Origin of the sequence: Xylanibacter brevis ATCC 19188, from assembly GCF_000621725.1 — a bacterium.
Taxonomy (GTDB): domain Bacteria; phylum Bacteroidota; class Bacteroidia; order Bacteroidales; family Bacteroidaceae; genus Prevotella; species Prevotella brevis.
In genome coordinates, this window is record NZ_JHXM01000010.1 from 37,970 (window position 1) to 64,680 (window position 26,711).

A 26,711-nucleotide genomic window follows, 5' to 3' on the forward strand; every position below is an offset into this window, starting at 1 on the left:
CTCAAGTGTTTATGTTCAGTCTTCTTTAGTATTCTCTTTTTTAATCCCCTTTTTACATGATCTCTTTTAAGCTACATTTGATCAGTCGCCCTTCCGCTGTCCTCAGATGTAGCCCGTTGCCCTCACAGTATCGCCAGTGTTTGCAGTTGGCACACTGGTCACGTTTCATCCATTCGCGATGTCGATGAGGCTGGTAGCGGTTCTCCCACACCTCCATAAAGTCATCTTGGTAGATGTTTCCCTGTGAAAAGTCAGAGCGGATGCTGGTGCATGCCCCGATAGCGCCATCGATGAGCACCGACCCGACGGTGATGCCGGCAGCACAGCGGAACAACCAGTCGCGCACCTCACCTTCGTAGTCTGCGAGATAGCCCTCGCAGCTATAGTTGGCACGGATGCGTCCCTCGTGTCGTGTGTCGCGTATGAAGTCCAGCAGACCGCGTGTCTTGTCGGGTGGCAGTTGCAACAGCGGGTCGTTGGCGGCTCGTCCCATCGGGAAGATGGGAAACAGGCGCCAGTCGCTGACGCCCTTCTCTATCAGAAACTCCTTGATGTCGTTCAGCTGGTCGTAGTTGCGCTGGTTCACGCACGTCACCACGTCATACTTGATGTCGCCATCGTTCACCAGCAGGTCGATGGCAGCGCTGGCACGCTTGAAACTCTCCGGATGACAGCGCAGCCAGTTGTGGTTGTCTTCCAGTCCGTCCAGACTGATGGCCACCGAGCAGAGGCCTGCCTGCCGGAGTGCCCTAAACCGCTCTTCGTCGAGGTAGAGACCGTTGGTCACCATGCCCCAAGGGAAGCCCCGTTCCATGATGCCGCGGCCACACAGTTCCAGGTCGTCGCGCATCAGCGGTTCGCCGCCGCTCAGAATGATAAAGACCTCGTTGGGATTACATTTGCGGGCTACGCTGTCCAGCACGCGGAAGAAATCCTCGCGAGGCATGTCGGCCTGTTGCGCCTCGTGCTTGCAGTCGCTGCCACAATGCCTGCAGTGCACGTTGCAGCGCAAGGTACACTCCCAAAACAACTGTCGTAAAGGGTGTAGTTGTTGCAGGTTATGGTTGCGCAAGCGGTTGGCCTCAAGGGCTATTCTTCGGCGTAGCTCCATCGTTTAAAAATGTTATTCGATGTTGCAAAGATACAAATGATTTTTGTAAACACAAAAACTTTCGTATTTTTGTACCTCAAAAAACAAAATAATGAGATTTATGTGGATGATGGTTTTCTTGCTGATGCCTCTGCTGGGCATCGCATATATTGGTTGGCACGTATGGACATTAGTGCCCTTGTCGCCCTGGTTCCGTGGCGGTCTGATAGGCTTTGGCCTATTGTCTTTCTTCCTGTTGTTTCTTAATCTGGGTCGTGTGATCGACCACTTGCCGCTGGGCCTAGCTCGCCTGAGCTATGACGTGGGCGACAGTTCTGTCATCGTGCTGCTTTACCTGGTGCTCATCTTTCTGGTGCTCGACCTTGGCCGTCTTGTGCGTCTGATACCTGCAGCGTGGTTGCACCAAAACTTCTATACCACCATGGCCATCACCTTGGGCATGTTTGTGGTGTTCATGGCCGGCAACCTGAAGTATCATCACAAGAAACGAGTGGAGCTGAACCTTACCACCACTAAGACCCTTCGCAAGCCCTTGAAGCTGGTGATGCTGAGCGACCTGCACCTAGGCTATCATAACCCCCGCACTGAGTTGCACCGTTGGGTGGATATGATCAATGCCGAACATCCAGACTATGTGCTGATAGCAGGCGACATCATCGACATGAGCATGCGTCCGCTCTTAGAAGAAAACATGGCCGAGGAGTTTCGTCGCATTAAGGCACCCGTCTATGCCTGCTTGGGCAATCATGAGTTCTATGCCGGTGTGCCAGAAGCCCACCAGTTCTATCTGGCTGCTGGCATCCATTTGCTGGTGGATGAGGCTGCCGTCGTCGATAGAAGTCTGGTCGTTGTGGGCCGCGACGACCGTACAAACCTGCACCGCATGCCGATTGATGAGTTGGTGACCAACCGCGATCTTTACACCATTGTCCTCGATCATCAGCCTTACAATCTGGAGCGTGCCGAGGCTGCAGGCGTTGACTTTCAACTAAGTGGCCACACCCATCGTGGACAGGTGTGGCCAATATCTTGGATCACGGATCGCCTCTACGAATGCTCGTGGGGCAGTCATCAGCGTGGCGCCACCCAGTACTATGTCTCGTCGGGCATAGGCATCTGGGGCGGTAAGTTCCGCATTGGCACCCAGAGCGAGTATGTCGTAGCTACTCTCCGTTCTGTTCGTTAAGATAGTATTTCGAATATTCTACGTAGTGCTTGGCATTGTCGGTCTGTCCCGGACGTACAGGCTTGATATACTTAGCAGGCACGCCTCCCCATATCTCACCGGCAGGAATCTTGGTGTTCTGTAGCACCAGGGCTCCTGCCGCTACTATTGCGCCTTCGCCCACCTCGCAACCGTCCAGTAGGGTAGAGCCCATACCTATTAGTGCGTTGTCGTGGATGGTGCAGGCATGCACCGTCACGTTGTGGCCTATCGTCACGTAGTTGCCAATGTGTGTAGGCCCCGTCTCGTGGGTCACGTGCACACAACTGCCGTCCTGAATGTTGGTGCAGTTGCCGATGGTGATAGGGGCCACGTCGCCACGTACCACCGCGTTGAACCACACCGAGCACTCGTCGCCCATCGTTACATCACCCACGATGGTGGCATTCTCACTAAAATAACAGTCTCGCCCCCATTTGGGAGCGAGACCGCGATATGATTTAATCAAAGCCATACCTGAATTGTTAATTGTCCGCTCGGCTCCGCCGCTTGGCTTTGCCAAGAATTATCAACTATCAATTATCAATTGCTTACAGGTTGGTATTGTCCTTTGCCCAGTCCTCTACAGCGGGGATGATGCCCAGAGAGATGATCTCGTCGCGCATCTTCTGCAGGTGCTCGTAAGAAGCCTGCAGTGCAGCCATCTCCTCAGCAGTACCCTCGGGCTGTGTGAAGTGCACACCGTCCTTGTCGATAACGGTAGGCATAGCCATCATCACGTTCTTGAAGCCGTAAGCGTTTACATAGCAACCAGCAGGCCACTTGAAAGGCTCACCACCCATAGCACCCTCGATCATCTTCACAGCCTGATAAGCAGGGCTCTGGAATGAAGAGCGGCCACGGAGCTTGATGATGTTGCTACCACCCTGTGTGGTCATGTGCTTGATCTCTGCCCAACGCTCCTCAGAGAGAGGAAGCTCGCAGAGGGGCTTGCCGTCGATCAGAGCCTTGCTGGCGAATACAGCCATCTGCTCGCCGTGACCACCGTAGGTGTAAGCATTAGTCACCTTGTCCTGACGTACACCGAACTCCTGAGCCAGCTGCTGCTGAAGACGGGTAGAGTCGAGTGCTGCCAGAGAGGTCAGCTGGTTGGGCTTCAAACCTGAGTGAATCAGGGCTGTCAGAGCGGTAACGTCAGCGGGGTTGAAGATTACAACCACGTGCTTCACGTCTGGGCAGTACTTCTTGATGTTCTCACCGAAGTCAGCTGCGATCTGGCAGTTACCCTTCAGCAGGTCCTCACGGGTCATACCCTCCTTACGGGGAGCACCACCAGAAGAGATGATGTACTTAGCACCAGTGAAAGCCTCTTTAGGATCTACGGTGTAAGAGATGTTTGCACCGGGGAAGGCGCAGTGGCACATCTCGTCGTAAACGCCATGAACACCGGGCTCATAAATATCATACAAGCAGATGTTAGGAGTCAGACCCAGCATCAGCACACTCTGAACCATGTTAGAACCGATCATACCACCGGCACCAACAATTACCAATTTCTCGTCAGTTAAAAATGCCATAATTTCTTTAGTGTTTTTTATATTATTTACTGTTATTCTTGAATGCTGCAAAATTACAAAAAAAATGCGGAAGTAAAGTCAGAACTTCCGCATTTAATAACGTTAAATATTGATAATAGGTAGCCTTTTGTAAACTGCATTTGCCAAAACCATGGTCTTAGGGATATGCAGTCTTAACATCGCTAAAGAAATAATTGTTATTTTCGTCTTTTAGATAGGCTCTATAGTAGAACCATGAGTAATTGTTGTAGTCAAAATCGCTGCGTTGTATATTGAAATACAAATACCATGGCGATATCCCGTCTGGATTTGATGGCGTGGTGGTATATGTATATTTCAAGCCGTAGTTTGACATAGTCAAATTATACGATGTACCATACAACATTCCGATTTCTTTTGGCGTTCCCTTGAACTTCTCGATGGTAATGTCAAACATGTATGTAACATCGTTTTTTCCATGCCATGCGCAATCTACTTCAGCTTCTTGGGGCGTTGTAAATTTTTTCCACTCACTACGTACTACTTGTCCTGCATAATCACTCACATACTCGCAGTAATAGTATGTCGTGTTTGGTTCCAGACCTTCGATTTTCCATTCGTTGTATCTTGGATATGATGAACTTGATACATTATATTTTCTGTAATATTGCTCAAATACCGTGTCATTTCTTACGTATAACCGCACATCAAGACTACCATAAGATCCGCTGCCACGGCTCGTATTTCCGTCATCAGTGCCATACGATATGTATGCTGTTTGCGCATTTACCTCAGTAGCATCTCCAGCAGTTATTGTTGTGGGAAAGCGTTTTAAAGACCACTCGGATATATCATGAACGTCTGTGCAACTTGTCATTCCAACTAGTAGACCGAGAATGATTGCATGATAAATGTTTCTTATCTGTTTCATAGTCATTGTTGTTTAGTGATTAAAAGCAATACGAGACGTTGAATGATACGGCTCCGACATCTCCACCGTGAAAGTTCATATATCCCGCACCAATCATTAGATTGTTGATACGCAAAGAAAGACCGGCTTCTCCACCCAAAGCATAAGTATCATTATCACGAACAATATAATCACCATATCTAAGATTGTAACTAACCTGGCTATTAGCCAAGCCTACACCTAAATTCAGATAAATAGGACACCATAAGCGCAGCATTCCACCTATGGTAGCAGCTTGAAATACATGATTGGCTTTGCCGTTTTTTAGCATGTAGTAATAGCCAATATCTTCATAATAACCAGAATATTGATGCGAATCGTCCTTCAATGTTCCGTTGAGTAGTATCCTGCCGTAGAAACCAACGTTCTTAACCATACCTGCATGCACGCCAAAAGCGGGGCTACTGCCAGGAAATGCTATGTCTGCACCTGCGAAAAACTGCCAACTTTCGGGCGGCGTGTTCCACCAATTGGCTGTTGTGTATCTCTGGGCATTTGCATGCTGGATACCAATCATCATGCAAAGCAGACTAAGGATAAAGATTGTCTTCTTCATAAAATAAAAAGATTTAGTATTGTGTTAGAACGGGAACTTCATACTCCAGATATTGCAATGGATGGTCTTCTTTTGTGAGCGGTTAGACAAGAAGAAAATTGTCTTTCCGTCTTTTGAGAATACTGGACAGCAGTCCATGGCAGGATGGTAGGTGAGTTGGGTGAACTGCGTGCCATCAATACGAACGGCAAACAAGTCGAGATTCTGTTTCCTTGAGACACTTGATTTTGAGTTGCCCTCACAAACTATCCATTTGCCGTCTGGCGACATGGTGGGATTTGTGAATCCTCTCTCTTCATCGCTGAGAATAAGCGTTTCCTGACCTTTTACATAGTTGACGAGCCATATCTCACTCTGACCTCTGGCAGTGTTGCGCACGCAAAGGAATTCTTCGTTGCTGTTGCCCACGGGCCAAGGATTGTATCCTCTTGCACAAGAAATAAGTGAGCCGTCTTCCAGATTATAAGACCATATTGATGCACCGCCGTTACCTTCGTAACGTGTGAAGAATAGGGTCTTTCCATCGGCAGCCAATATAGGATCGTCATCACTGGCTGCGTTTGTGATTTGTTGCATCACGCTACCTGCATGCGAGTTGATTACACAGATTTTACTGTTGCTGCCATTGGTGTAGTCAGCAAAGTAAACCTTGTCATCACTTCCCCATGAGACACTTCCTACATTACGAAACGTACGTTGTGTAGCAGCGCTTATAACCGTAGCCTTTCTAATCATGACATTGCCCTTTTTGTCGCTGATGTTAATGTAGGCCAGTTCGTTGCCATCTGGTGAGATGTCCATGCGGCGGAATGTAGTCCAATAGAATTTCTGCTTGGCAGAGCAACCAATGATGCTTGACTGGAACGAATACGGCCTGGTTGTGTAAATATGACCTAAACTCAAATTGTCGTCGGTGATTTTTCGAAGGTTTAGTCCTACCTCTTCCTGCATCGTTTCTTCAATTGGATGGCCTGCAAAGACGCCCAAGGTGAAAAGTGTGAACACTTGAAGTATAAAAAGTTTCTTCATAAGGTTGGTATTAAAGTCCATTCCTTTGATGGACAATGAGTTGGGTTACTAGTTATTATCTGCAAATATAAAGGATATATTTGTATTTTCCAAATTTTATGTCATTTTTTTTATATATGTTGTTCTGTGCTATTATCAGAGTGTTGAATATATAGATCATGTTTTACTGGGAGATAGACCGCGAGCTCTTTCTCTCGTTTAATTGTGATAACGCCGGCTCCGTCGTCGTTTCATGCTTTAGTTTGACCTGAATGGACGACCTACTCCGTACGTTTTGCAAATTAAAAGTGGCCCTTTTGTCCTCCAATAGTATAAGTTTTGCTCCGCATCTAGACTCTAGAAACGGTCATTCTAGACTCTAGATGGAGCAATTCCAGACTTTAGATGGAGCGGCTCTAGACTTTAGAATGCTGACTTCTAGACTCTAGATGCGACGTAAAAGTGGCACTTTTGTTTCATTGATCATTGACTATTGGTTATTGACCAGGCTGCTATTGCCTCGTAAAACTAACGCTTTTCAATGTTCAACGGTCACCGGTCAATGACAAAAACTCCTTTTTCCTTGGCGGTTGAGGGAAAAAGTATTAATTTTGCGATATCTTGTTTAATTGCAGAAAAGAAAAAAGATCAATGATGATATCAGAACGACTGACAGCGCTCCGCGAACTGATGCGCCGCGAGCATCTGAGCGCTTTTATTTTCCCCAGCACCGATCCGCATCAGGGGGAGTATGTGCCCGACCACTGGAAGGGACGTGAGTGGATCAGCGGGTTCGATGGTTCGGCAGGCACTGCCGTGGTGACGCTTCACAGTGCTGCGCTATGGACAGACTCCCGCTATTTCATTGCTGCCGCCGACCAACTCAAGGATACCGAGTTTCAGTTGATGAAGCTGAAGATGCCTGGTACGCCGACCATTGCAGAGTGGCTGGGACAAGAGCTGAAGACCATCCAAAGTCCCGAGGTGGGCATCGATGGCATGGTCAGTTCGACGCGCGATGTGCGCGACCTGATCCAGGAACTGCGTCAGCAGGGAGGACTCACGCTGCGCACCAATCTAGACCCGCTGAAGCAGATATGGCAGGATCGTCCGGCCATCCCCGAGAACAAGATTGAGTTGCAACCACTGGAGTATGCCGGCGAGACGGCACACGACAAACTGGCGCGCATCCGAAAGGCTCTGCGTCGTCAGCATGCCAACGGTATGCTGATGGCATCGCTCGATGATATTGCCTGGACGCTGAACCTGCGTGGTACCGATGTGCACTGCACACCGCTGTTTGTGGCCTATCTGTTGGTGTCGTCTGTCGAAGCAACGCTCTATGTCAATCCCGTAAAGCTGACCGACGAGGTCAAGGCGTATCTGGCTGCCGAGGGCGTGATGATCCGTGGCTACGAAGAGATTGCCGATGGGCTGAAGCACTATTTCGAATACAACATCCTGATGGACCCCGACGAGGTGAACTACACCCTCTCGCAGATGGTGACCAGAAAGGTGGTTGAGTCCGAGTCGCCCGTGAAGCGCATGAAGACGCTGAAGAACGATGTTGAGATAGAAGGTTACCACAAAGCGATGCTGAGAGACGGCGTAGCGATGGTGAAGTTCTTGAAGTGGCTGACGGAGCATCCTGACGTGACGCAGTTGACAGAGCTGACCATTGACGAGAAGCTCACCGCCCTGCGTGCCGAGCAACCGCTCTATCGCGACTTGTCTTTCGATACCATTGCAGGCTATGCTGCCCATGGTGCCATTGTGCATTATGAGGCAACGCCCGCCACGGCCATACATCTGAAACCCGAAGGACTGTTGCTGTTGGACAGTGGTGCTCAGTATCAAGACGGAACGACAGACATCACCCGTACCATAGCCTTAGGACCGGTGACCGACGAAGAGAAAAAGATCTATACGCTGGTGCTGAAAGGCCATATCGCCCTGTCGCGTGCCATCTTCCCTGAGGGCACCAGTGGCACCCAACTGGATGTGCTGGCCCGCCAGTATATGTGGCGCGAAGGACTGAACTACCTGCATGGCACGGGCCATGGCGTCGGATCCTACCTCAACGTGCACGAAGGTCCCCACCAGTTCCGCATGGAATGGAAACCAGCTCCGCTCGTGGCCGGCATGACCATCACCGATGAGCCAGGTCTCTATCTGGAAGGGAAGTTTGGTGTCCGCGTAGAAAACACGCTGTTGGTGGTACCGGCCATGGAGACCGCCTTTGGCCGCTATCTGCAGTTCGAGCCCCTCACGCTTTGTCCTATCGATAAGCGCCCCATCATGATGGAGATGCTGACCGACGAAGAGCGCCAATGGCTCAACGACTATCATGCTCTGGTCTATGAGCGTCTTTCTCCTTGTCTAAACGATGAAGAGAACGAATGGCTCAGAGCACAAACCTCGAAGATTTAATTAGATTTCCTCAAGCGCATAGTACTGATAATCGCGTACGATGCGCTGTAAGAATGCTGTATCGCTGGCTTCCTGCCGCTCTATGCCCAGCTTCTGTGCCACCTTGTTGGCCAGGGCGGCAGTGCGTGGCAGGAAGTCATCGTTTTTCATGGCCAGTGTGCGACTGATAATCTCTATCTGCTCTAACGATAGGTCGGCAGCCTGCGGGTAGCGCGGCTTGTAGTTGCTTTCCAGAAAGTCATACTCGTCCAGGCTGACCTGGATATCCTTGTATTTTTTCAGTTTGACGACCATTGTGCCTGCGGCCATGTCGCCTATGCGCTGGTTGCGTCGGTTCAGTATCATGACCAGCACACCGGCATAGCTCAGCATAGGACCGTCAATCAGATACATCAGCCAGCGAATCAGGAAAGCACCAATGGTCGGTGTCGAGCCATCGGCTTTCACCACGCGCGTCTTCATCAGCATCTTTCCAACCGACTGTCCGTTGTTGAACAGTTCGCAAAGCAGCGTATAGAAAAATAAGGGCAGAACCACCACTAAGATATTGGTTGAGAATCCGGCATTCAGTTCTTTCAGGACCCTTGCCATCAAGACTGCGTAGGCCAGCATGACGCACCAGTCTATCAACTGTGCAGCGATGCGGTCGCCCACACTGGCGGGTGTCAGCTGCAGTTGCACGTATTGTCCTGTAAGAAAACTTGGTTCCGACATATTTTGGCAAGGTTTAGTTTGAAATCGCTGCAAAATTAGTGTTTTTTCTTTAAAATCGTTGCAAGTATAAGTTTTTTTATATACTTTTGCCCACGAAATTAGTCAATCCAATAACCGTCAGTGAAAGAAGTAACTTTTATCAGACAAAACCTTGACAAATGGAGACGTTATGAAAAGGTGCTCGAAGAAGAGGTCTTTTCTACGCCTGATGATTTGGCAGATGCTTATATCGACGTTACTTCAGACCTGGCTTTCTCACAGACACACTATCCACAGTCACGTATCACGCTCTATTTGAACAACCTCGGTATATCTATACACAACAAGATATACCGCAACAAGCGTGAGCGCTGGACCCGTATCTATACGTTTTGGACCCAAGAGGTGCCCGCCACTATGTGGGATGCCCGTCGCGAGTTGCGCTGGTCACTGCTGATTTTTCTGCTGTTCTCCTTTGTTGGTGCTTTGTCGCAATGGTTCGATCCAGAGTTCTCGCGCCTCATCATGGGCGATAGCTATGTGGATATGACGCTCGACAATATCGCTAAGGGGTCGCCGATGGCGGTCTATGATAGTACGGAAGAGGGTGCGATGTTTGTACAGATTACCCTGAACAATGTCAGGGTGTCTTTCTTTATCTTTGTCATGGGCATCTTTACAAGTCTTGGTACGGGTTTTCTTCTCATGCGGAACGCGGTGATGCTGGGTGCTTTTCAAACCTTCTTTGCTCAGCATGGGCTGCTCTATGAGTCGGCATTGGCCATCTGGTTGCACGGCACGCTGGAGATTTCTGCCATCGTCATTGCCGGTGCTGCCGGTCTGGCCATGGGCAATGGATGGCTGTTTCCCGGCACTTATTCCCGTATGGATGCCTTCCGCCGGGGTGTGAAACGCGGTTTGAAGATTGTTGTTGGTACGGTGCCTGTGTTCATCGTGGCTGGCTTTATCGAGAGTTTTGCCACTCGCCATGTGGACATGGGCGATGCATGGCGCCTAGGCATCATCGCGTTCTCGGCTCTTTTTATTGTCTATTATTTTGTTGTATTACCATATTTAAAACATCATGAATCAGGAAAAACTACAAACTGAACTCTACGTTACACGAGACTTCGGAAGGAAATTGTCGGACACCATAGAATTTATCCGCAGCAACTGGCGCTTGCTGTTGCGCTACGAGACCTATCTGTTGCTGCCAATCAGTGTGATACTGGCCTTCTTTACGAATAATCTCGTTTCCGATTATTCTGGCATGCTTACTGGCATGATGGGAGTTACCATGTATGGATCAGGCCTTTATCGTAACTATGACAATATATTGGAGTGGTTCATCAATCTGTTTGGCACTTTTGTCTGCTACGGAGCGGCCTTTATAGCTCTCAGTGCAGTAGTCTATGCCGTGATTTACTTCGTTTTCTTCACCGATAAGAAAATGACGGAAGTCAGTTTCGAGGAGCTGAACCCCCGCCTATGGTATTATGCAAAGCGTTCCCTCGTTTTGTCGCTGGTGACACTGGTGCTGTGCATCGTGGCTTCGATTGCGCTGGTGGTGGTATTAGTAGGCCTCACCTTCCTGTTTAGCAGCATGCGCTTTGCCATTCTCCCGATATATCTGTTCATTATCTTGGCCGTTGTCGCTGTGACAATACCCCTACTGCTGGTGACGCCCATCTATATGCTGGAGCCAGAATGCTCAGTTGTCAATGCCTTTATGAAGGCCTTCCGCTTGGGCTTTGCTACATGGGCAGGCGTGTTTGCTGTGTCGTTTGTGATAGGACTTGTGAGTACCATTTTCGAGATGGTCACCACGATGCCTTGGTATGTGATGATTATCACTAAACATATCTTTACGTTGGCACACGATGGTGATGCCGGCATGACGGGCTCGTTCCTTTTCAGCTTTACGCAGTACCTGTTCTGCATTCTTCAATGCTTTGGTATGATGGTTGCCTCGACCCTCTCAATAGTGGGTATCACTATCCAGTATGGTCATGCTGCCGACAAAATCGACGGACGTGGCGTTGCCCAACATATTGACCATTTTGACCAGTTCGATAACGTCTAATTGCAGATAAGACCTTGGAGGCTCTCGATACCTTACAGATAGACAGCGCGCAGGTTGCCATGTGGCAACAGGATGGCCGGCACGACTACAACCGCGAACTGATGGGCGGTGGCGAAAGTCTGCTGGAATGGCTGCAGCGTGTCGTCATGGGATGGTTCGAAGAACTGTTCTCTGCCGCAGTGCACGACGAAAGGGTGCAGTGGCTCCTGGCTGCGTTGGGGGTGGTGATCGTTGTTGCTGTCGGCTGGTTTGTATGGCGAAAGCGCCTCAAGCTGTTCAGCAGCAGTCATCGCATCGACGCGCTCGACTATGAACTCGAGGGAGATACCATCTATGGTGTGGACTTCGTCCAGTTGATACAAGAAGCCATGGCGCGCGAGGACTATGGTCAGGTGGTGCGCCTGGTCTATCTGCAGACGTTGAAGATGCTGAGCGACGCAAGGCGTGTCAACTGGCAGGCCTCTAAGACACCCACACAGTATGTGGCTGAGGTAAGGCAGGAAGACTTTACAGAACTGTCGCACCTGTTCATGCGTGTGAGATACGGTAATTTCACGGCCACGAAGCAACTGGCAGAGCGGATGAATATCCTGCAAGAGAATGTTGAACGCTGGCTCAACCAACCGACGGAAGGAGGTGAGGAGGCATGAAGATCAATGTGAAGTTTGTCATCGTGATATTACTGCTGGTGGCAGTGGCGTTCGCCATTGAATACCAGATGCCCCGCCGTTTCTCTTGGGAATACTCGTTCAGTCATGAGGACGACCAGCCTTTCGGCTGTATGATCATGGACAGCGTGCTGTCGGCATCGCTGCCTCATGGCTACGAAGTGCAGAATAGCACCTTCAGAGAGATGCTCGAGGATAGCACGATAAAGGCCCCCATAGGCATCATCGCTCTGACAGACCAGCGCATGGCGGATGCATCACGCGCCTATAGGTTGGCCAAACGTGGTCATGTAGTGCTGTTGGGATGTAGCAACGCAAATGATTTGAAAGATTCGTTGCACTTTGAAGTGACGTGGCGCACCCGCTTTATTCTCAACGAGATGACTGGTCAGGACGCCGTCAAAGGTCGCCTGAGATGGATAGGGCAGGAAAGTGGCTATGCCAATCATCCAGCTGTCTATTCCGTATATAATAAGTTGATTACGGAACGCATCATTTTGGATGAGAATGCCGTGTGCACACCGCTGTTGCAATACGAAATGGTATCTGCTAACAACCTTAGCGACACGTGTGTAGTGGCGGCGTCGTTCCCAGTGGGCAAAGGTGAACTGATTGTGCTGTCGGCCCCGTTGCTGATGACCAACTATACGATGCTCGATGATGGTAGCTCGGCAGTCATCGGTCGATTGCTAGACCATATGAAGCATCTGCACGTCGTCCGCACACAGAGATACATGCAGGCTACGGCCCACAACCAGATATCGCCCTTCTATGTGCTCCTGCAAAAGCCCCCATTGCGCTGGGCACTCTACCTGTCGGTTATCACCATTTTATTATTAATGGTGTTCACCGCCCGCCGCCGTCAGCGCGCCATACCAGTGGTAAAGGCCCCTGAGAATCGCAACTTGGAGTTCGTGAAACTCATTGGCAGCCTCTATTGGCAGGAGCATAACCATGCCGACCTCATCAAGAAGAAACTAAGCTACACGGCTGAGACGGTGCGCCGCGAGACGGGCGTGGACATCATGGACGAACAATCCATGAAGAAGAACATGGACCTGCTGGTGAGACTCACCGGTATGGATGGCCAGCGACTCAACGATATCGTGATCAATGCCAAGGTGGCAGCTTCGGGGATGTACGACGTCAGCGACAAAGAACTGAAGGCACACATTGCCGATTTGAATGAAATGACTCAAAACCTATAGATATATGACACAAGAGAACAACGAACAAAGAATAGACCTGACGGCTTTTGCCGAGCGTATCAACGAGCTGCGCAAGCAGATCTCGCAGGTCATCGTCGGACAGGATGAGGCTGTGACACTGTTGCTGACAGCCATTCTGGCCAATGGTCATGTGCTGATAGAGGGTGTGCCCGGTGTGGCCAAGACGCTGCTGGCCCGCCTGGTGTCTAAGTTGATAGACGCCCGCTTCAGTCGTGTGCAGTTCACGCCCGACCTGATGCCTAGCGATGTGCTGGGCACCAACGTGTTCAACATGAAGACGTCTGAGTTCGACTTCCACGCCGGTCCTGTGTTTGCCGACGTGGTGCTGGTGGACGAGATCAACCGTGCGCCCGCCAAGACGCAGGCCGCCCTCTTCGAGGTGATGGAGGAACGACAGGTCACCATCGACGGTGAGACCCATCAGATGGGACAGTTCTATACCATCCTGGCTACGCAAAACCCTGTAGAACAGGAAGGTACTTATAAACTGCCCGAGGCACAGACCGACCGCTTTATGATGAAGCTGACCATGGGCTATCCCTCGATAGACGAGGAGGTGGCCATCCTGCAGCGTCATCATGAGAACACTCGACTGACCTCGCTCGACGAGGTGAAGCCCGTGCTAACCAAAGACGAACTGATAGAACTGCGACAGATGTTGCAACAGGTGTTTGTGGACCCTGTGTTGCTGCGCTACATTGCTGGCATCGTGCAACAGACGCGCGAGAGCAAGGCGGTGTTCCTCGGTGCCTCACCCCGTGCATCGGTGGCCATCCTGCAGGCCTCTAAAGCCCATGCCCTGTTGGAGGGACGTGACTTCGTGGCCCCCGACGATGTGCACTTTGTGGTGCCCAGCGTGCTGCAGCACCGCATCATCCTCACGGCCGAGGCCGAGATGGAGGGCATCACCCCCTTGAAAGCCATCCATCGTCTGATGGAGAAAGTGGAGGTTCCTAAATAAATAATAAGGTAAAAGGAAAGATGTTTCTGACTCGTCGCTTCTATCTGCTGATGACAGTCGTCATCCTGCTGACGGCTGCTGGCTTTGCCATCGCGCCTTTGTTCGTGGTGGGCAGGGTCTTGTTGCTGTTGCTCTCCATCGTTGTGGCTGCCGATGTGTGGCTGCTGTGGAGCCGACGGGGCATCACGGCCATGCGACTAATGTCGGAACGTTTTTCTAATGGTGATGACAATGATGTGCGCATCCGTCTGGAGAGCAACTATGGCTTCCCTGTGGATGTCGAGGTCATCGACGAGATACCCTTCGTCTTCCAGCGGCGCAACGTGAGTTTCCGTGCGGCATTACCTGCCAAGGGCGAGGCCACAGTGAAGTATCAGTTGCGCCCCACGCATCGAGGCGTCTATGGTTTCGGTCGCGTGCGTGTCTTCGCTGCCACCCGTCTGGCCCTGGTGCAGCGCCGCTACACCTGCGATGAGGCTCGTGATGTGAAGGTCTATCCCTCGTATATGATGCTGCGCCAGTACGAACTGCTGGCCATCAGCAACAACCTCACGGAGATGGGCATCAAGCGCATTCGCCGCATTGGTCATAACACGGACTTCGATCAGATCAAAGATTATGTTGTGGGCGATGACTATCGCACCATCAACTGGCGCGCCACCGCCCGCCGCCACCAACTGATGGTGAACGTCTATCAGGAGGAGCGGGCTCAGCATGTGTATGCCATCATCGACAAAGGGCGCATGATGCAACAGGCCTTTCAGGATATGACGCTGCTCGACTATGCCATCAATGCCTCGCTGGTGCTGTCGTTTGTGGCGGTCAACAAACAGGATAAGGCGGGACTCATCACCTTTGCCGACCAGTTTGAGACCTTCGTGCCGGCCTCCAACCAGCCCGGCCACATGCAGACCATGCAGGAGACACTCTATGCCGAGCAGACCGTCTTTGGCGAGACCGACTATTCGGCGCTGCTCGTGGGACTGGCCAAGCACGTGAACCGCCGTTCGCTGCTGGTGCTCTTCACCTCGTTCACCTCGATGGCTGCCCTTCGCCGCCAGCTACCGTTCCTGCGCCAGTTGGCCCTTCGCCACCGTCTGCTTGTGGTGTTCTTTGCCGATGAAGAGCTCCGAGAATACGTCACCACCGAGGCGCGCACCGTGGAGTCGGTCTATCAGCATGTCATCGCCGAGAAGTTCCAATACGAGCAGCGCACCATCGTGCAGACCTTGCGTCAGTACGGCATCCAGTCGCTGCTCACCACACCGAAAAATCTGTCGGTAGAGGTCATCAACAAATATCTGGAGATTAAGTCAAAGTTCTAAAACTTTTGCTCTTTATGCTCACTCCGCATCCGCTCTTTTTTCGCTATATGGCGGATGCTGATTTGCGAAACTGCCGCTTTTGCTTCGTTAAACAATAGCTATTGACGCGCAAAAGTGCCACTTTTGTCATGCAATACTAAAGGTTTTGGTGTCGTTCTAGGGGCTGGAATGGTCGCATCCAGGGGCTAGACCGACTCCATGCAGGGGCTAGATTGACCGCATCTAGGGGCTAGAATGCGCCATTCCAGGGGCTAGACCATTCACGAAAGTGCCACGATAGCTCGTAAAGAGTTGAAGTATTGATATTAAAACCAATACTCTTGTTGTATGAAACTAATACTTCTATAATCCAGCAAGGTTCTGCTGGCATCGGCGCTTCGACGGGGTAGGGAAGGACGTTTGCAAGGGCTGTTTGAGGGCAGTTTAGGCGCAGGAAGAATAGGAGCCAAAAAGACGTAACTATCACAAAAACAGCAAAAAACTCGCTAAAAGCTTGGCAGTTTCCTGGAAAAGTAGTACCTTTGCACCCGCATTTCGTGTGCACTATGCCCGAACTATGCGCTAATGTATAACATTTTAAACAATTAAAGTCAAAAAACAGTATGATTATTGTACCCGTAAAAGAAGGCGAAAACATTGAAAGAGCCCTCAAGAAGTTTAAGAGAAAGTTTGAGAAGACAGGTGTTGTTAAGGAGCTGCGTCGTCGTCAGCAGTTTGACAAGCCCTCTGTCCTGAAGCGCCTGAAGATGGAGCATGCCATCTACGTTCAGCAGCTTCGCACCAACGAGGAATAAAATTTTCTCTTGAAAATTTGGTAGTTTCATAAAATTTCCGTAAATTCGTTGCCGAAAACCACTATAAATGGTACTTTAAGCAACAGCAACGTGAAATGATTGACCTCTTCCTCAATTACTTGCGCTACGAACGGAATCGCAGTGAGCTGACCGTTCTGACGTATGAGAAAAGTCTAAAACACTTTGAAGCATACTTCAAGAGCAAGGAGGATAGTCTGGATTGGGTATCGGTGGATGCCGATGTGATCCGTTCTTGGATGGAAGACATGATGGACAGAGGCGACAAGGCTACAACCGTAGGCACCGGACTCTCAGCAGTTCGCTCGTTCTATAGGTTCGCCCTCGCCAGAGGATTGGTCAAGAAGGATCCCGCACATCAGGTGCAGGCACCCAAGAAGCAGAAGCCCTTACCACAATTCGTGAAAGAAGGGCAGATGGATGTACTATTGGATGCGGCCTGTGGAGATGATTATAAGACGGTACGTGCGCGTACCATTATTATATTACTCTATGAGGCGGGATTGCGAAGGGCAGAGTTGATAGGCCTGGACGATGACGATGTGGATTTTGCTGCGATGCAGTTGAAAGTGACTGGTAAGCGCAATAAGCAACGTCTGATACCTTTCGGCGAAGAGATGGCCGCACAGTTGAAAAACTATATGGCCGTTCGCGACGAACAGGTGGATAAACAGTCTAAGGCTCTCTTTCTGGGACGAAATGGGCAGCGCATCTCTCAGACTACAGTATATAATATTGTGAGAGAACAGTTGCAACAGGTATCGACCCTGAAGAAACGCTCGCCGCATGTGCTACGTCACAGCTTCGCCACGGCTATGCTGAATCACGATGCCGGACTGGAAAGCGTCAGGAAGTTGCTGGGACATGAAAGCCTGGAGACAACCGAGATCTATACGCACACCACGTTTGAGCAGTTGAGGCGAATTTACAAAGAATCCCACCCTAGGGGTTGATCTTTATAGTTTAACTTTTAAAATAATAGGAGGTAACTATGGAAATTAAGATTCAGTCGATCCATTTCGACGCTACCGAGAAATTAGAGGCGTTTGTTGAGAAGAAAGTCGCCAAGTTAGAAAAGTCGTACGAAGATATTCAGAAAGTAGAGGTGCAATTAAAGGTCGTGAAGCCTGCAACCGCTCAAAATAAAGAAGCGAGCTTGTCAGTGGCTGTGCCTGGAAATACATTACATGTAGAGAAGGTAAGCGACACATTTGAAGAGAGTATAGACCTCTGCGTTGACACAATGAAGGTGCAACTGCAGAAATTCAAGGAAAAATTGAGAAATTACTAAAAAAAACTTGGAAAAGTTTTGGTAATTCAAAAATAAGTCGTAACTTTGCAGCCGTTTTCCAACAGGTCGTAAATCTGAAACGAGAGCGGCTGCTTTACAAAGCCTCTTTAGCTCAGTTGGCCAGAGCACGTGATTTGTAATCTCGGGGTCGTTGGTTCGAATCCGACAAGAGGCTCTACAAGAGTGAAAAGCAAGCGCTCGACAAGTTGGGACGCAAAGATTTTGGGTGTTTTCCAGAGTGGCCAAATGGGGCAGACTGTAAATCTGCTGTCTTTCGACTTCGGTGGTTCGAATCCATCAGCACCCACTCTCAAGAGATGTTTTTGCGGAAATAGCTCAGTTGATAGAGCACTAGCCTTCCAAGCTGGGGGTCGCGGGTTTGAGCCCCGTTTTCCGCTCTATAAACAAATGCTGTAATAGCTCAGTGGTAGAGCACTTCCTTGGTAAGGAAGAGGTCCTGAGTTCAACTCTCAGTTACAGCTCTCTCGAGGAAATAAGGAGGAGCAAAAACATAGTAATTAAATCAATATTAATAAAACAACAAAACAATGGCAAAAGAGACATTTGTGCGCACCAAACCGCACGTAAACATTGGTACTATTGGTCACGTTGACCACGGTAAGACTACTCTGACCGCTGCTATTACAACTGTACTGGCTAAGGCTGGTCTTTCTGAGGTTAAGTCTTTCGACCAGATCGACAATGCTCCCGAGGAGAAGGAGCGTGGTATCACTATCAACACTGCACACGTAGAGTACGAGACTGCTACTCGTCACTATGCACACGTTGACTGCCCAGGACACGCTGACTACGTTAAGAACATGGTAACTGGTGCTGCTCAGATGGACGGTGCTATCCTTGTTGTAGCTGCTACCGACGGTCCTATGCCTCAGACTCGTGAGCACGTTCTGCTCGCTCGTCAGGTAAACGTTCCCCGTCTGGTTGTATTCCTGAACAAGTGTGATATGGTTGAGGATGAGGAAATGCTGGAGCTCGTTGAGATGGAGGTTCAGGAGATCCTTTCTCAGTACGAGTTCGAGGACGAGACTCCTATCATCCGCGGTTCTGCACTCGGCGCACTGAATGGTGTTGAGAAGTGGGAGAAGAAGGTAATGGAGCTGATGGATACCTGCGACACATGGATTCAGGAGCCTCCTCGTGCTACCGACAAGCCTTTCTTGATGCCTGTTGAGGATGTGTTCTCAATCACTGGCCGTGGTACTGTTGCTACTGGTCGTATCGAGACTGGTGTTATCCACGTTGGTGACGCTGTTGAGCTGCTCGGTCTTGGTGAGGATAAGAACTCAGTTGTAACTGGTGTTGAGATGTTCCGCAAGCTCCTCGATGAGGGTCAGGCTGGTGATAACGTAGGTCTGCTGCTCCGTGGTATCGATAAGAACGAGATCAAGCGTGGTATGGTTCTCTGCCATCCCGGACAGATCAAGCCTTTCAAGAAGTTCAAGGCTTCTATCTACGTTCTGAAGAAGGAAGAGGGTGGTCGTCACACTCCATTCGGAAACAAGTATCGTCCTCAGTTCTACCTCCGTACTATGGACTGCACCGGTGAGATTCATCTCCCCGAGGGTGTTGAGATGGTAATGCCTGGTGATAACGTTGAGATCACCGTTGAGCTCATCTACGCCGTAGCACTGAACAAGGGTCTGCGTTTCGCTATCCGCGAGGGTGGTCGTACCGTAGGTTCTGGTCAGATCACAGAGGTCTTCGAAGACTAATTCTAGAACATAGGTCATTCGGCTTGCCGATGATGCCTATACACTAGATAATATAACAAGCCCCCGCTCAAGGGTGGGGGCTTACTTACGGGAATAGCTCAGTTGGTAGAGCATCGGTCTCCAAAACCGAGGGTCGTGGGTTCGAGTCCTCCTTCCCGTGCGAAATAGAATAAGAAGATGAATATTATTAAGAAGTTCTTTACATACTGCCAGACTTGCTACAATGAGTTGGCACATCAAGTTACCTGGCCCTCACGTCAGGAACTTACTGGTAGTGCAGTTCTCGTTCTTACCGCTTCATTGATTATCGCTTTGGTAGTCCTTGCTATGGATAAGATCTGGGGACTGGTGACCGACGTTCTTTACATGGGTATTTAATAGAAAGATGGCTGATACAGGAAAAAAATGGTATGTTCTGAAGGCCGTCAGCGGTAAAGAAGCTAAGGTCAAAGAGTATCTGGAGGCATTGATGAAGAATGATCAAACTCTGGCTAACAATGTTGGTCAGATTTTGTTGCCTACCGAAAAATATGCTCAGCTTCGTAACGGCAAACGTGTTGTCAAGGAGAAACTGTTCCTCCCTGGCTATGTTTTGGTTGAAGCTCGCCTTGATGGTGAGACAGCCCACACTCTGCGTTTCATCCCTAATGTGCTTGGCTTCTTAGGTGGTATGGATAACCCAAGCCCCGTACGCCAGGCTGATATTAACCGCATTCTCGGTACTGTTGAAGAGACTGCTATCCGCACGGAAGAGGTTGCAGTGCCTTACATGGTCGACGAGGCTGTGAAGGTGACAGATGGACCTTTCAGTGGTTTCAGCGGTGTTATCGAGGAGGTTAATGCCGAAAAGCGTAAGCTGAAGGTGATGGTTAAGATTTTCGGTCGTAAGACACCTTTGGAACTCGCATTCAATCAAGTAGAAAAAGAATAGGGCACAATTGTTACGATGTGTCTGTTCTAGTATACGGTCACAGGAGGCTTCCACTCCTTGGCTTATATGACAATCAATAATAATAATAAACAGAAATGGCTAAAGAAGTTGCTGGATTAATCAAATTACAGATTAAAGGTGGCGCTGCGAATCCCTCGCCTCCCGTAGGACCTGCACTGGGTTCAAAGGGTATTAACATCATGGGATTCTGCAAAGAGTTCAACGCCAGAACCCAGGATAAGGCAGGAAAGATTCTTCCTGTTGTTATCACATACTATGCTGACAAGTCATTCAGTTTCGTCATCAAAACTCCTCCCGCTGCTGTTCAGCTGATGGAGGCTGCCAAGGTAAAGGGTGGTTCTTCTGAACCTAACCGTAAGAAGGTAGCTACCGTTACATGGGATCAGGTACGCGCTATCGCAGAGGATAAGATGGCTGACCTCAACTGTTTCACAATTGAGTCTGCTATGAAACTGATTGCTGGTACAGCTCGTAGCATGGGTATCACTGTACAAGGGGAGTTCCCTGGTAAATAACAATAACTTCAATTTTTAGAACAATGAGTAAACTGACAAAAAATCAAAAGTTGGTAGCTGATAAGATTGAAGCAGGGAAAGCATACTCTCTCAAAGAGGCCGCTACACTGGTTAAGGAAATCACCACAACCAAGTTTGAGGCTTCAGTAGATATCGATGTACGCTTGGGCGTTGATCCACGTAAGGCTAACCAGATGGTTCGTGGTGTTGTTTCACTGCCGAACGGTACTGGTAAGGTAACACGTGTACTCGCTCTCTGTACTCCTGATCAGGAGGCTGCCGCTAAGGAAGCTGGTGCCGACTATGTTGGTCTCGACGAGTATATCGAGAAGATCAAAGGTGGTTGGACTGATGTTGATGTGATTATCACAATGCCCTCATGCATGGGTAAGTTGGGCCCCTTGGGTCGTGTACTCGGTCCTCGTGGCTTGATGCCTAACCCAAAGAGTGGCACTGTTACTATGGACGTTGCTAAGGCAGTGAAGGAAGTAAAGCAGGGTAAGATTGACTTTAAGGTTGATAAGGCTGGTATTGTACACACCTCAATCGGTAAGGTTAGCTTCACTGCTGATCAGATCTATGAGAATGCTAAGGAGTTTATCTCTACCATTATCAAGCTGAAGCCCGCTGCCGCTAAGGGTACATACATGAAGAGTATCTTTATTTCAAGCACTATGAGTAAGGGTATCAAGATAGATCCTAAATCAGTTGAATAACTCGTTAAAAGTTTAGTAAAATGAAAAAGGAAGTAAAAGATACTATTATCGTAGAACTCGGAGAGCAGCTGAAGAAGTTCCCTCACTTCTATCTGGTTGACCTGACCGGACTGAATGCAGAGGCTACTAGCGACCTGCGTCGTAAGTGCTTCAAGAATGAGATTAAGCTTCTCGTTGTGAAGAACACTCTTCTCCACAAGGCTTTCGAAGCTTCAGAAATCGATTTCTCACCTCTTTACGAGTGCTTGAAGGGCAATACCGCCGTAATGTTCTGCAATACGGCTAATGTACCTGCTAAGCTTATCAAGGAATATAAGAAGGAAGGTATCCCTGCATTGAAGGGTGCTTATGCCGAGGAGAGCATCTTCGTTGGTGCTGACAAACTTGACGAGCTTGTTGCTATCAAGAGCAAGAACGAACTTATCGCCGAAGTTGTGGCTCTGCTGCAGTCGCCGATCAAGAATGTTGTTTCTGGCCTTAATGCCGGTGGCAAGATCCACGGCCTGCTTGACGCTGTCGCTGAGCGTAACAAATAAGCGAAAAAGTAATTTCATTCACATTAAAAACAATTAAAATTTTAAATAAAATGGCAGATATCAAAGCTATTGCAGAAGAGTTGGTAAACCTTACTGTAAAAGAAGTTAACGAGTTGGCAACAGTCCTGAAGGACGAGTATGGAATTGAGCCTGCTGCTGCAGCCGTTGCTGTAGCTGCTGGTCCCGCTGCTGGTGGCGCTGCTCCCGCAGCTGAGGAGAAGACCTCTTTCGATGTAATCCTGAAGGAGGCTGGCGCTGCTAAGTTGCAGGTTGTAAAGGCTGTTAAGGAAGCTTGCGGCCTGGGCCTGAAAGAGGCTAAGGACCTGGTAGACGGTGCTCCTGCTACTGTAAAGGAAGGCCTGTCTAAGGAAGAGGCTGAGAACCTGAAGAAGGCTATCGAGGCTGCTGGTGCCGTAGTTGAGCTGAAGTAATTTTAAGCACAACAATATTTTATGGTTAGGGACTCTCAAGTAGAGGGTTCCTAGCCTTTTCTTGTCTTTTTATAGATCCGGTTTGACCGGAGACTCCGGAATCTCCGGCTTTATAGAATCATTACATTATCATATGACATCGAAAGTAATAGACAACAGAGTAAACTTTGGTAGCGTCAAGAATCCTATGCCGCTGCCGGATTTCCTCGATGTGCAATTAAAGTCTTTCAAAGACTTCCTGCAGTTAGACACTCCGCCTGAGGAACGCAAGAACGACGGTTTGTATAAGGTGTTCGCAGAGAACTTCCCTATCACTGATACTCGTAATAATTTCGTCCTTGAGTTCTTGGATTACTATATCGACCCACCTCGCTACACCATCGACGAGTGTCTGGAGCGTGGTCTGACCTATAGTGTACCCTTGAAGGCCAAGCTGAAGTTGTACTGCACGGACCCCGATCACGAGGATTTCGGAACAGTGATCCAGGATGTGTTCCTCGGTCCTATTCCTTATATGACTGCTAACGGCACATTTGTGATAAATGGTGCCGAGCGCGTTGTCGTTTCACAGTTGCACCGTTCTCCCGGCGTGTTCTTCGGTCAGAACGTGCATGCAAACGGCACCTTGCTGTATTCAGCTCGTATCATTCCATTCAAGGGATCTTGGATTGAGTTCGCTACCGACATCAACAATGTGATGTATGCGTACATCGATCGTAAGAAGAAGTTGCCTGTTACTACACTGCTGCGTGCCATCGGTTATGAGACCGATAAGGACATCCTGCAGATTTTCGACCTCGCCGAGGAGGTGAAGGTCAATAAGACAGCTCTGAAGAAGGTAGTTGGCTGCAAGCTGGCTGCACGTGTGCTGAAGAGCTGGAACGAGGACTTCGTAGATGAGGATACCGGTGAGGTTGTATCAATCGAGCGTAACGAGGTGATCATGGATCGTGAGACCGAGATCACTGAGGACAACTTGATTGACATCCTGGAGAGTGGTGCTCAGACGATTCTGGTTCACAAGGACGAGAATACGGCTCAGGACTTCTCTATCATCTTCAATACGTTGGCTAAGGACCCCTCAAACTCAGAGAAAGAGGCTGTGCTCTACATCTATCGTCAGTTGCGTAATGCTGACCCTGCTGATGATGCCAGCGCTCGTGAGGTGATTCAGAACCTGTTCTTCTCTGACAAGCGTTATGACTTGGGTGATGTGGGTCGCTACAGAATCAATAAGAAGTTGGGACTCGACACCGATATGGATGTTCGTGTGCTGACTAAAGAAGATATTATCGAGATTATCAAATATCTCATCCAGCTGATCAACTCTAAGGCTGCTGTCGATGATATTGACCACCTGTCAAACCGTCGCGTACGCACCGTTGGTGAACAGCTGTCTAACCAGTTCTCGATTGGTTTGGCACGTATGAGCCGCACCATTCGTGAGCGCATGAACGTACGTGACAATGAGGTGTTCACACCTACCGACCTGATCAACGCCAAGACAATCTCTAGCGTGATCAACTCATTCTTCGGTACCAACCCACTGTCACAGTTCATGGACCAGACCAATCCTCTGGCAGAGGTTACTCACAAGCGTCGTCTCTCGGCCCTCGGTCCTGGCGGTCTGTCTCGTGAGCGTGCCGGCTTTGAGGTGCGTGACGTACACTACACTCACTACGGTCGTCTGTGTCCTATTGAGAGCCCTGAAGGACCAAACATCGGTCTGATTTCTTCGCTCTGTGTATATGCTAAGATCAATGAGTTGGGCTTTATCCAGACTCCTTACCGTAAGGTGGAGAATGGTGTGGCCAACTTGAATAATGATGATATCGTATTCCTGACCGCTGAGGAGGAGGAGAACTTTATCATTGGTCAGGGTAATGCACCTCTGAACGATGATGGTACCTTCATCCGTCCTGTCGTTAAGTGTCGTCAGGATGCCGACTTCCCCGTTGTTCCTCCCTCAGAGGTGAACCTGATGGATGTATCTCCTCAGCAGATTGCCTCTATCGCTGCATCTCTGATTCCTTTCTTGGAGCACGACGATGCTCACCGTGCACTGATGGGATCTAACATGATGCGCCAAGCTGTGCCTCTGCTTCACAACGAGGCTCCTATCGTAGGTACCGGTATTGAGAAGCAGGTTTGTGAGGACTCTCGCACCATGGTGACTGCCGAGGGCGACGGTGTGATTGAGTATGTTGATGCTACCACCATCCGCATCCTGTACGATCGTACGGAGGATGAGGAGTTCGTAAGCTTCGAGCCTGCGCTGAAGGAATACCGCATCGCTAAGTTCCGTCGTACCAACCAGAACATGACCATCGACCTGCGTCCTATCTGTAACAAGGGCCAGCGCGTGAAGAAGGGTGATATCCTGACTGAGGGTTATGCTACTGAGAATGGCGAGCTGGCACTGGGTCGCAACCTGTTGGTGGCTTACATGCCTTGGAAGGGTTACAACTATGAGGATGCTATCGTACTGAACGAGCGTATCGTTCGTGAGGACGTGCTGACCTCTGTTCACGTGGATGAGTACTCTCTCGACGTGCGTGAGACCAAGCGTGGTATGGAGGAGTTCACTTCTGATATTCCTAACGTCAGCGAGGAAGCTACTAAGGACCTCGACGACAATGGTGTGATTCGCGTCGGTGCTCGCGTAGAGCCAGGCGATATCCTGATTGGTAAGATTTCACCTAAGGGTGAGAGCGATCCTTCACCTGAGGAGAAGCTGCTTCGTGCCATCTTCGGTGATAAGGCTGGCGATGTGAAGGACTCTTCACTGAAGGCTAACCCCTCACTGACTGGTGTCGTTATCGATAAGAAGTTGTTTGCACGTGCTATCAAGACTCGTCAGACCAAGATGCAGGACAAGCAGATCCTGGCTAAGATCGACGAGGAGTACGAGGCAAAGGTTGAGGACCTGAAGGATATCCTGGTTGACAAACTGCTGGAGCTGACCAAGGGCAGAACTTCACAGGGTGTGAAGGACTACACTGGTGCAGAGATTATCTCTAAGGGCTCTAAGTTCACCATGACAAACCTGAAGAACCTGGAGTATGGTGACGTGCAGACCAGCAACTGGACAAATGATGAGCACAAGAACACACTGATTGCTCAGCTCATCATCAACTATATGAAGAAGTACAAGCTGCTTGATGCAGAGATGAAGCGTAAGAAGTTCGCTATCACCATCGGTGACGAGCTGCCTTCAGGCATTCTGCAGATGGCTAAGGTATATGTAGCTAAGAAACGTAAGATTGGTGTGGGTGATAAGCTGGCCGGTCGTCACGGTAACAAGGGTATCGTGTCTAAGGTCGTTCGCCAGGAGGATATGCCATTCCTCGAGGATGGTCGTCCTGTTGACCTGGTGCTGAACCCTCTGGGTGTGCCTTCTCGTATGAACCTGGGTCAGATCTTCGAGGCTATCCTCGGTGCTGCCGGTAAGCGTCTGGGCGTGAAGTTCGCTACACCTATCTTCGACGGTGCTAAGCTGGAAGACCTGGCTGAATGGACCGACAAGGCAGGTCTGCCTCGTCTGTGCTCTACCCACCTGTATGATGGTGAGACCGGTGAGCGCTTCGACCAGCCCGCAACAGTAGGTATCACTTACTTCTTGAAACTCGGTCACATGGTAGAGGATAAGATGCACGCTCGTTCTATCGGCCCATACAGTCTTATCACGCAGCAGCCTCTCGGTGGTAAAGCACAGTTTGGTGGTCAGCGTTTCGGTGAGATGGAGGTTTGGGCACTGGAGGCCTTCGGTGCCAGCCATGTGCTTCAGGAGATTCTGACAATCAAGTCTGACGATACTGTTGGTCGTTCTAAGGCTTACGAGGCTATCGTGAAGGGTGAGCCTATGCCTACACCTGGTATTCCTGAGTCACTCAACGTGCTGTTGCACGAGTTGCGTGGTCTGGGACTCAGCGTAACCCTCGATTAAGTGAATTGATAATTGAAAATTGAA

The 26,711-nt window shown here is 49.6% G+C and carries 26 protein-coding genes and 5 tRNA genes; 24 read left to right on the plus strand and 7 right to left on the minus strand.

Going from position 1 to position 26,711, the window contains the following annotated elements:
* Nucleotides 1-52: 52 nt before the first annotated feature.
* Nucleotides 53-1,111 carry a TIGR04133 family radical SAM/SPASM protein gene (locus tag T433_RS0106520; RefSeq protein WP_027455291.1) on the minus strand — a complete coding sequence of 353 codons (1,059 nt, stop codon included), beginning with the start codon at nucleotides 1,109-1,111 and terminating at the stop codon, nucleotides 53-55.
* 91 nt (nucleotides 1,112-1,202) lie between these two features.
* On the opposite strand from T433_RS0106520, the gene T433_RS0106525 reads away from it, so the two are divergent.
* Nucleotides 1,203-2,297, plus strand: coding sequence for a metallophosphoesterase (locus tag T433_RS0106525; RefSeq protein ID WP_027455292.1), 1,095 nt, complete (start codon nucleotides 1,203-1,205; stop codon nucleotides 2,295-2,297).
* On the opposite strand, the gene T433_RS0106530 is transcribed toward T433_RS0106525, so the two are convergent.
* From T433_RS0106530 to T433_RS14855, 5 genes are all read right to left on the minus strand, one after another.
* A complete protein-coding gene (locus T433_RS0106530; protein ID WP_027448945.1) occupies nucleotides 2,275-2,790 on the minus strand; it encodes a gamma carbonic anhydrase family protein in 516 nt (171 codons plus the stop codon). The genes T433_RS0106525 and T433_RS0106530 overlap by 23 nt on opposite strands.
* Nucleotides 2,791-2,866: 76 nt before the next feature.
* Nucleotides 2,867-3,853, minus strand: a complete 987-nt coding sequence (locus T433_RS0106535) for a malate dehydrogenase (RefSeq protein ID WP_027455293.1) — start codon at nucleotides 3,851-3,853, stop codon at nucleotides 2,867-2,869.
* A gap of 157 nt (nucleotides 3,854-4,010) precedes the next feature.
* Nucleotides 4,011-4,763, minus strand: coding sequence for a hypothetical protein (locus T433_RS0106540; protein WP_155808415.1), 753 nt, complete (start codon nucleotides 4,761-4,763; stop codon nucleotides 4,011-4,013).
* Nucleotides 4,764-4,782: 19 nt separating this feature from the next.
* Nucleotides 4,783-5,358, minus strand: a complete 576-nt coding sequence (locus T433_RS0106545) for a hypothetical protein (protein WP_155808416.1) — start codon at nucleotides 5,356-5,358, stop codon at nucleotides 4,783-4,785.
* Nucleotides 5,359-5,382: 24 nt separating this feature from the next.
* Nucleotides 5,383-6,387, minus strand: coding sequence for a TolB family protein (locus tag T433_RS14855; protein WP_162164184.1), 1,005 nt, complete (start codon nucleotides 6,385-6,387; stop codon nucleotides 5,383-5,385).
* A 630-nt stretch (nucleotides 6,388-7,017) separates the two neighbouring features.
* On the opposite strand from T433_RS14855, the gene T433_RS0106560 reads away from it, so the two are divergent.
* Nucleotides 7,018-8,796, plus strand: coding sequence for an aminopeptidase P family protein (locus T433_RS0106560; protein WP_027455296.1), 1,779 nt, complete (start codon nucleotides 7,018-7,020; stop codon nucleotides 8,794-8,796).
* Here T433_RS0106560 and T433_RS0106565 read toward each other — a convergent pair whose 3' ends face one another.
* Nucleotides 8,797-9,510, minus strand: coding sequence for an RDD family protein (locus tag T433_RS0106565; RefSeq protein WP_027455297.1), 714 nt, complete (start codon nucleotides 9,508-9,510; stop codon nucleotides 8,797-8,799).
* Nucleotides 9,511-9,630: 120 nt separating this feature from the next.
* Here T433_RS0106565 and T433_RS0106570 point away from each other — a divergent pair, with 120 nt between their 5' ends.
* The 22 genes from T433_RS0106570 (at nucleotide 9,631) to rpoB (ending at nucleotide 26,687) form a co-directional block, all read left to right on the plus strand.
* Nucleotides 9,631-10,599: a stage II sporulation protein M gene (locus T433_RS0106570; RefSeq protein ID WP_027455298.1), complete on the plus strand. Its 969-nt coding sequence runs from the start codon at nucleotides 9,631-9,633 to the stop codon at nucleotides 10,597-10,599.
* Complete coding sequence (locus tag T433_RS0106575; protein ID WP_027455299.1) at nucleotides 10,574-11,572, plus strand: hypothetical protein; 999 nt, start codon at nucleotides 10,574-10,576, stop codon at nucleotides 11,570-11,572. The genes T433_RS0106570 and T433_RS0106575 overlap by 26 nt, the downstream gene beginning before the upstream one ends.
* 59 nt (nucleotides 11,573-11,631) lie before the next feature.
* Nucleotides 11,632-12,222 carry a DUF4129 domain-containing protein gene (locus T433_RS14860; protein ID WP_044109408.1) on the plus strand — a complete coding sequence of 197 codons (591 nt, stop codon included), beginning with the start codon at nucleotides 11,632-11,634 and terminating at the stop codon, nucleotides 12,220-12,222.
* On the plus strand, nucleotides 12,219-13,448 hold the full coding sequence (locus T433_RS0106585; RefSeq protein WP_027455300.1) for a DUF4350 domain-containing protein: 1,230 nt from the start codon (nucleotides 12,219-12,221) through the stop codon (nucleotides 13,446-13,448). The genes T433_RS14860 and T433_RS0106585 overlap by 4 nt, the downstream gene beginning before the upstream one ends.
* A 4-nt stretch (nucleotides 13,449-13,452) precedes the next feature.
* On the plus strand, nucleotides 13,453-14,430 hold the full coding sequence (locus T433_RS0106590) for an AAA family ATPase (RefSeq protein WP_027455301.1): 978 nt from the start codon (nucleotides 13,453-13,455) through the stop codon (nucleotides 14,428-14,430).
* Between the two features lie 20 nt (nucleotides 14,431-14,450).
* The gene (locus tag T433_RS0106595) at nucleotides 14,451-15,755 is read left to right on the plus strand and encodes a DUF58 domain-containing protein (protein WP_027448953.1); all 1,305 of its coding nucleotides are present in this window, start codon (nucleotides 14,451-14,453) and stop codon (nucleotides 15,753-15,755) included.
* Nucleotides 15,756-16,357: 602 nt separating this feature from the next.
* A complete protein-coding gene (gene rpsU / locus T433_RS0106605; RefSeq protein ID WP_027448954.1) occupies nucleotides 16,358-16,549 on the plus strand; it encodes a 30S ribosomal protein S21 in 192 nt (63 codons plus the stop codon).
* A gap of 95 nt (nucleotides 16,550-16,644) precedes the next feature.
* The gene (locus T433_RS0106610; RefSeq protein ID WP_027455302.1) at nucleotides 16,645-17,520 is read left to right on the plus strand and encodes a tyrosine-type recombinase/integrase; all 876 of its coding nucleotides are present in this window, start codon (nucleotides 16,645-16,647) and stop codon (nucleotides 17,518-17,520) included.
* Between the two features lie 38 nt (nucleotides 17,521-17,558).
* Entirely contained in the window at nucleotides 17,559-17,858 is a 300-nt protein-coding gene (hpf, locus tag T433_RS0106615) for a ribosome hibernation-promoting factor, HPF/YfiA family (protein WP_027448956.1), read from the plus strand.
* A 101-nt stretch (nucleotides 17,859-17,959) separates the two neighbouring features.
* Nucleotides 17,960-18,033, plus strand: a tRNA-Thr gene (locus T433_RS0106620).
* A gap of 49 nt (nucleotides 18,034-18,082) precedes the next feature.
* Nucleotides 18,083-18,165, plus strand: a tRNA-Tyr gene (locus T433_RS0106625).
* An 18-nt stretch (nucleotides 18,166-18,183) separates the two neighbouring features.
* A tRNA-Gly gene (locus T433_RS0106630) sits at nucleotides 18,184-18,256 on the plus strand.
* A gap of 12 nt (nucleotides 18,257-18,268) precedes the next feature.
* A tRNA-Thr gene (locus tag T433_RS0106635) sits at nucleotides 18,269-18,340 on the plus strand.
* Between the two features lie 66 nt (nucleotides 18,341-18,406).
* Nucleotides 18,407-19,591: an elongation factor Tu gene (gene tuf, locus T433_RS0106640; protein ID WP_027455303.1), complete on the plus strand. Its 1,185-nt coding sequence runs from the start codon at nucleotides 18,407-18,409 to the stop codon at nucleotides 19,589-19,591.
* Nucleotides 19,592-19,678: 87 nt separating this feature from the next.
* A tRNA-Trp gene (locus tag T433_RS0106645) sits at nucleotides 19,679-19,751 on the plus strand.
* Between the two features lie 23 nt (nucleotides 19,752-19,774).
* Nucleotides 19,775-19,969 carry a preprotein translocase subunit SecE gene (gene secE, locus T433_RS14865; RefSeq protein ID WP_044109409.1) on the plus strand — a complete coding sequence of 65 codons (195 nt, stop codon included), beginning with the start codon at nucleotides 19,775-19,777 and terminating at the stop codon, nucleotides 19,967-19,969.
* A gap of 7 nt (nucleotides 19,970-19,976) precedes the next feature.
* Nucleotides 19,977-20,522, plus strand: coding sequence for a transcription termination/antitermination protein NusG (nusG, locus tag T433_RS0106650; protein WP_027448958.1), 546 nt, complete (start codon nucleotides 19,977-19,979; stop codon nucleotides 20,520-20,522).
* Nucleotides 20,523-20,617: 95 nt separating this feature from the next.
* On the plus strand, nucleotides 20,618-21,058 hold the full coding sequence (rplK, locus tag T433_RS0106655; protein WP_027448959.1) for a 50S ribosomal protein L11: 441 nt from the start codon (nucleotides 20,618-20,620) through the stop codon (nucleotides 21,056-21,058).
* A gap of 23 nt (nucleotides 21,059-21,081) precedes the next feature.
* Nucleotides 21,082-21,774, plus strand: a complete 693-nt coding sequence (gene rplA, locus T433_RS0106660; protein WP_027448960.1) for a 50S ribosomal protein L1 — start codon at nucleotides 21,082-21,084, stop codon at nucleotides 21,772-21,774.
* A 20-nt stretch (nucleotides 21,775-21,794) separates the two neighbouring features.
* Nucleotides 21,795-22,310 (plus strand): 50S ribosomal protein L10, encoded by a 516-nt coding sequence (gene rplJ, locus T433_RS0106665; protein WP_027448961.1) that lies wholly within the window; start codon nucleotides 21,795-21,797, stop codon nucleotides 22,308-22,310.
* A gap of 50 nt (nucleotides 22,311-22,360) precedes the next feature.
* Nucleotides 22,361-22,741, plus strand: a complete 381-nt coding sequence (gene rplL / locus T433_RS0106670; protein WP_027448962.1) for a 50S ribosomal protein L7/L12 — start codon at nucleotides 22,361-22,363, stop codon at nucleotides 22,739-22,741.
* Between the two features lie 133 nt (nucleotides 22,742-22,874).
* Nucleotides 22,875-26,687, plus strand: coding sequence for a DNA-directed RNA polymerase subunit beta (gene rpoB / locus T433_RS0106675; RefSeq protein ID WP_027448963.1), 3,813 nt, complete (start codon nucleotides 22,875-22,877; stop codon nucleotides 26,685-26,687).
* Nucleotides 26,688-26,711: the final 24 nt, after the last annotated feature.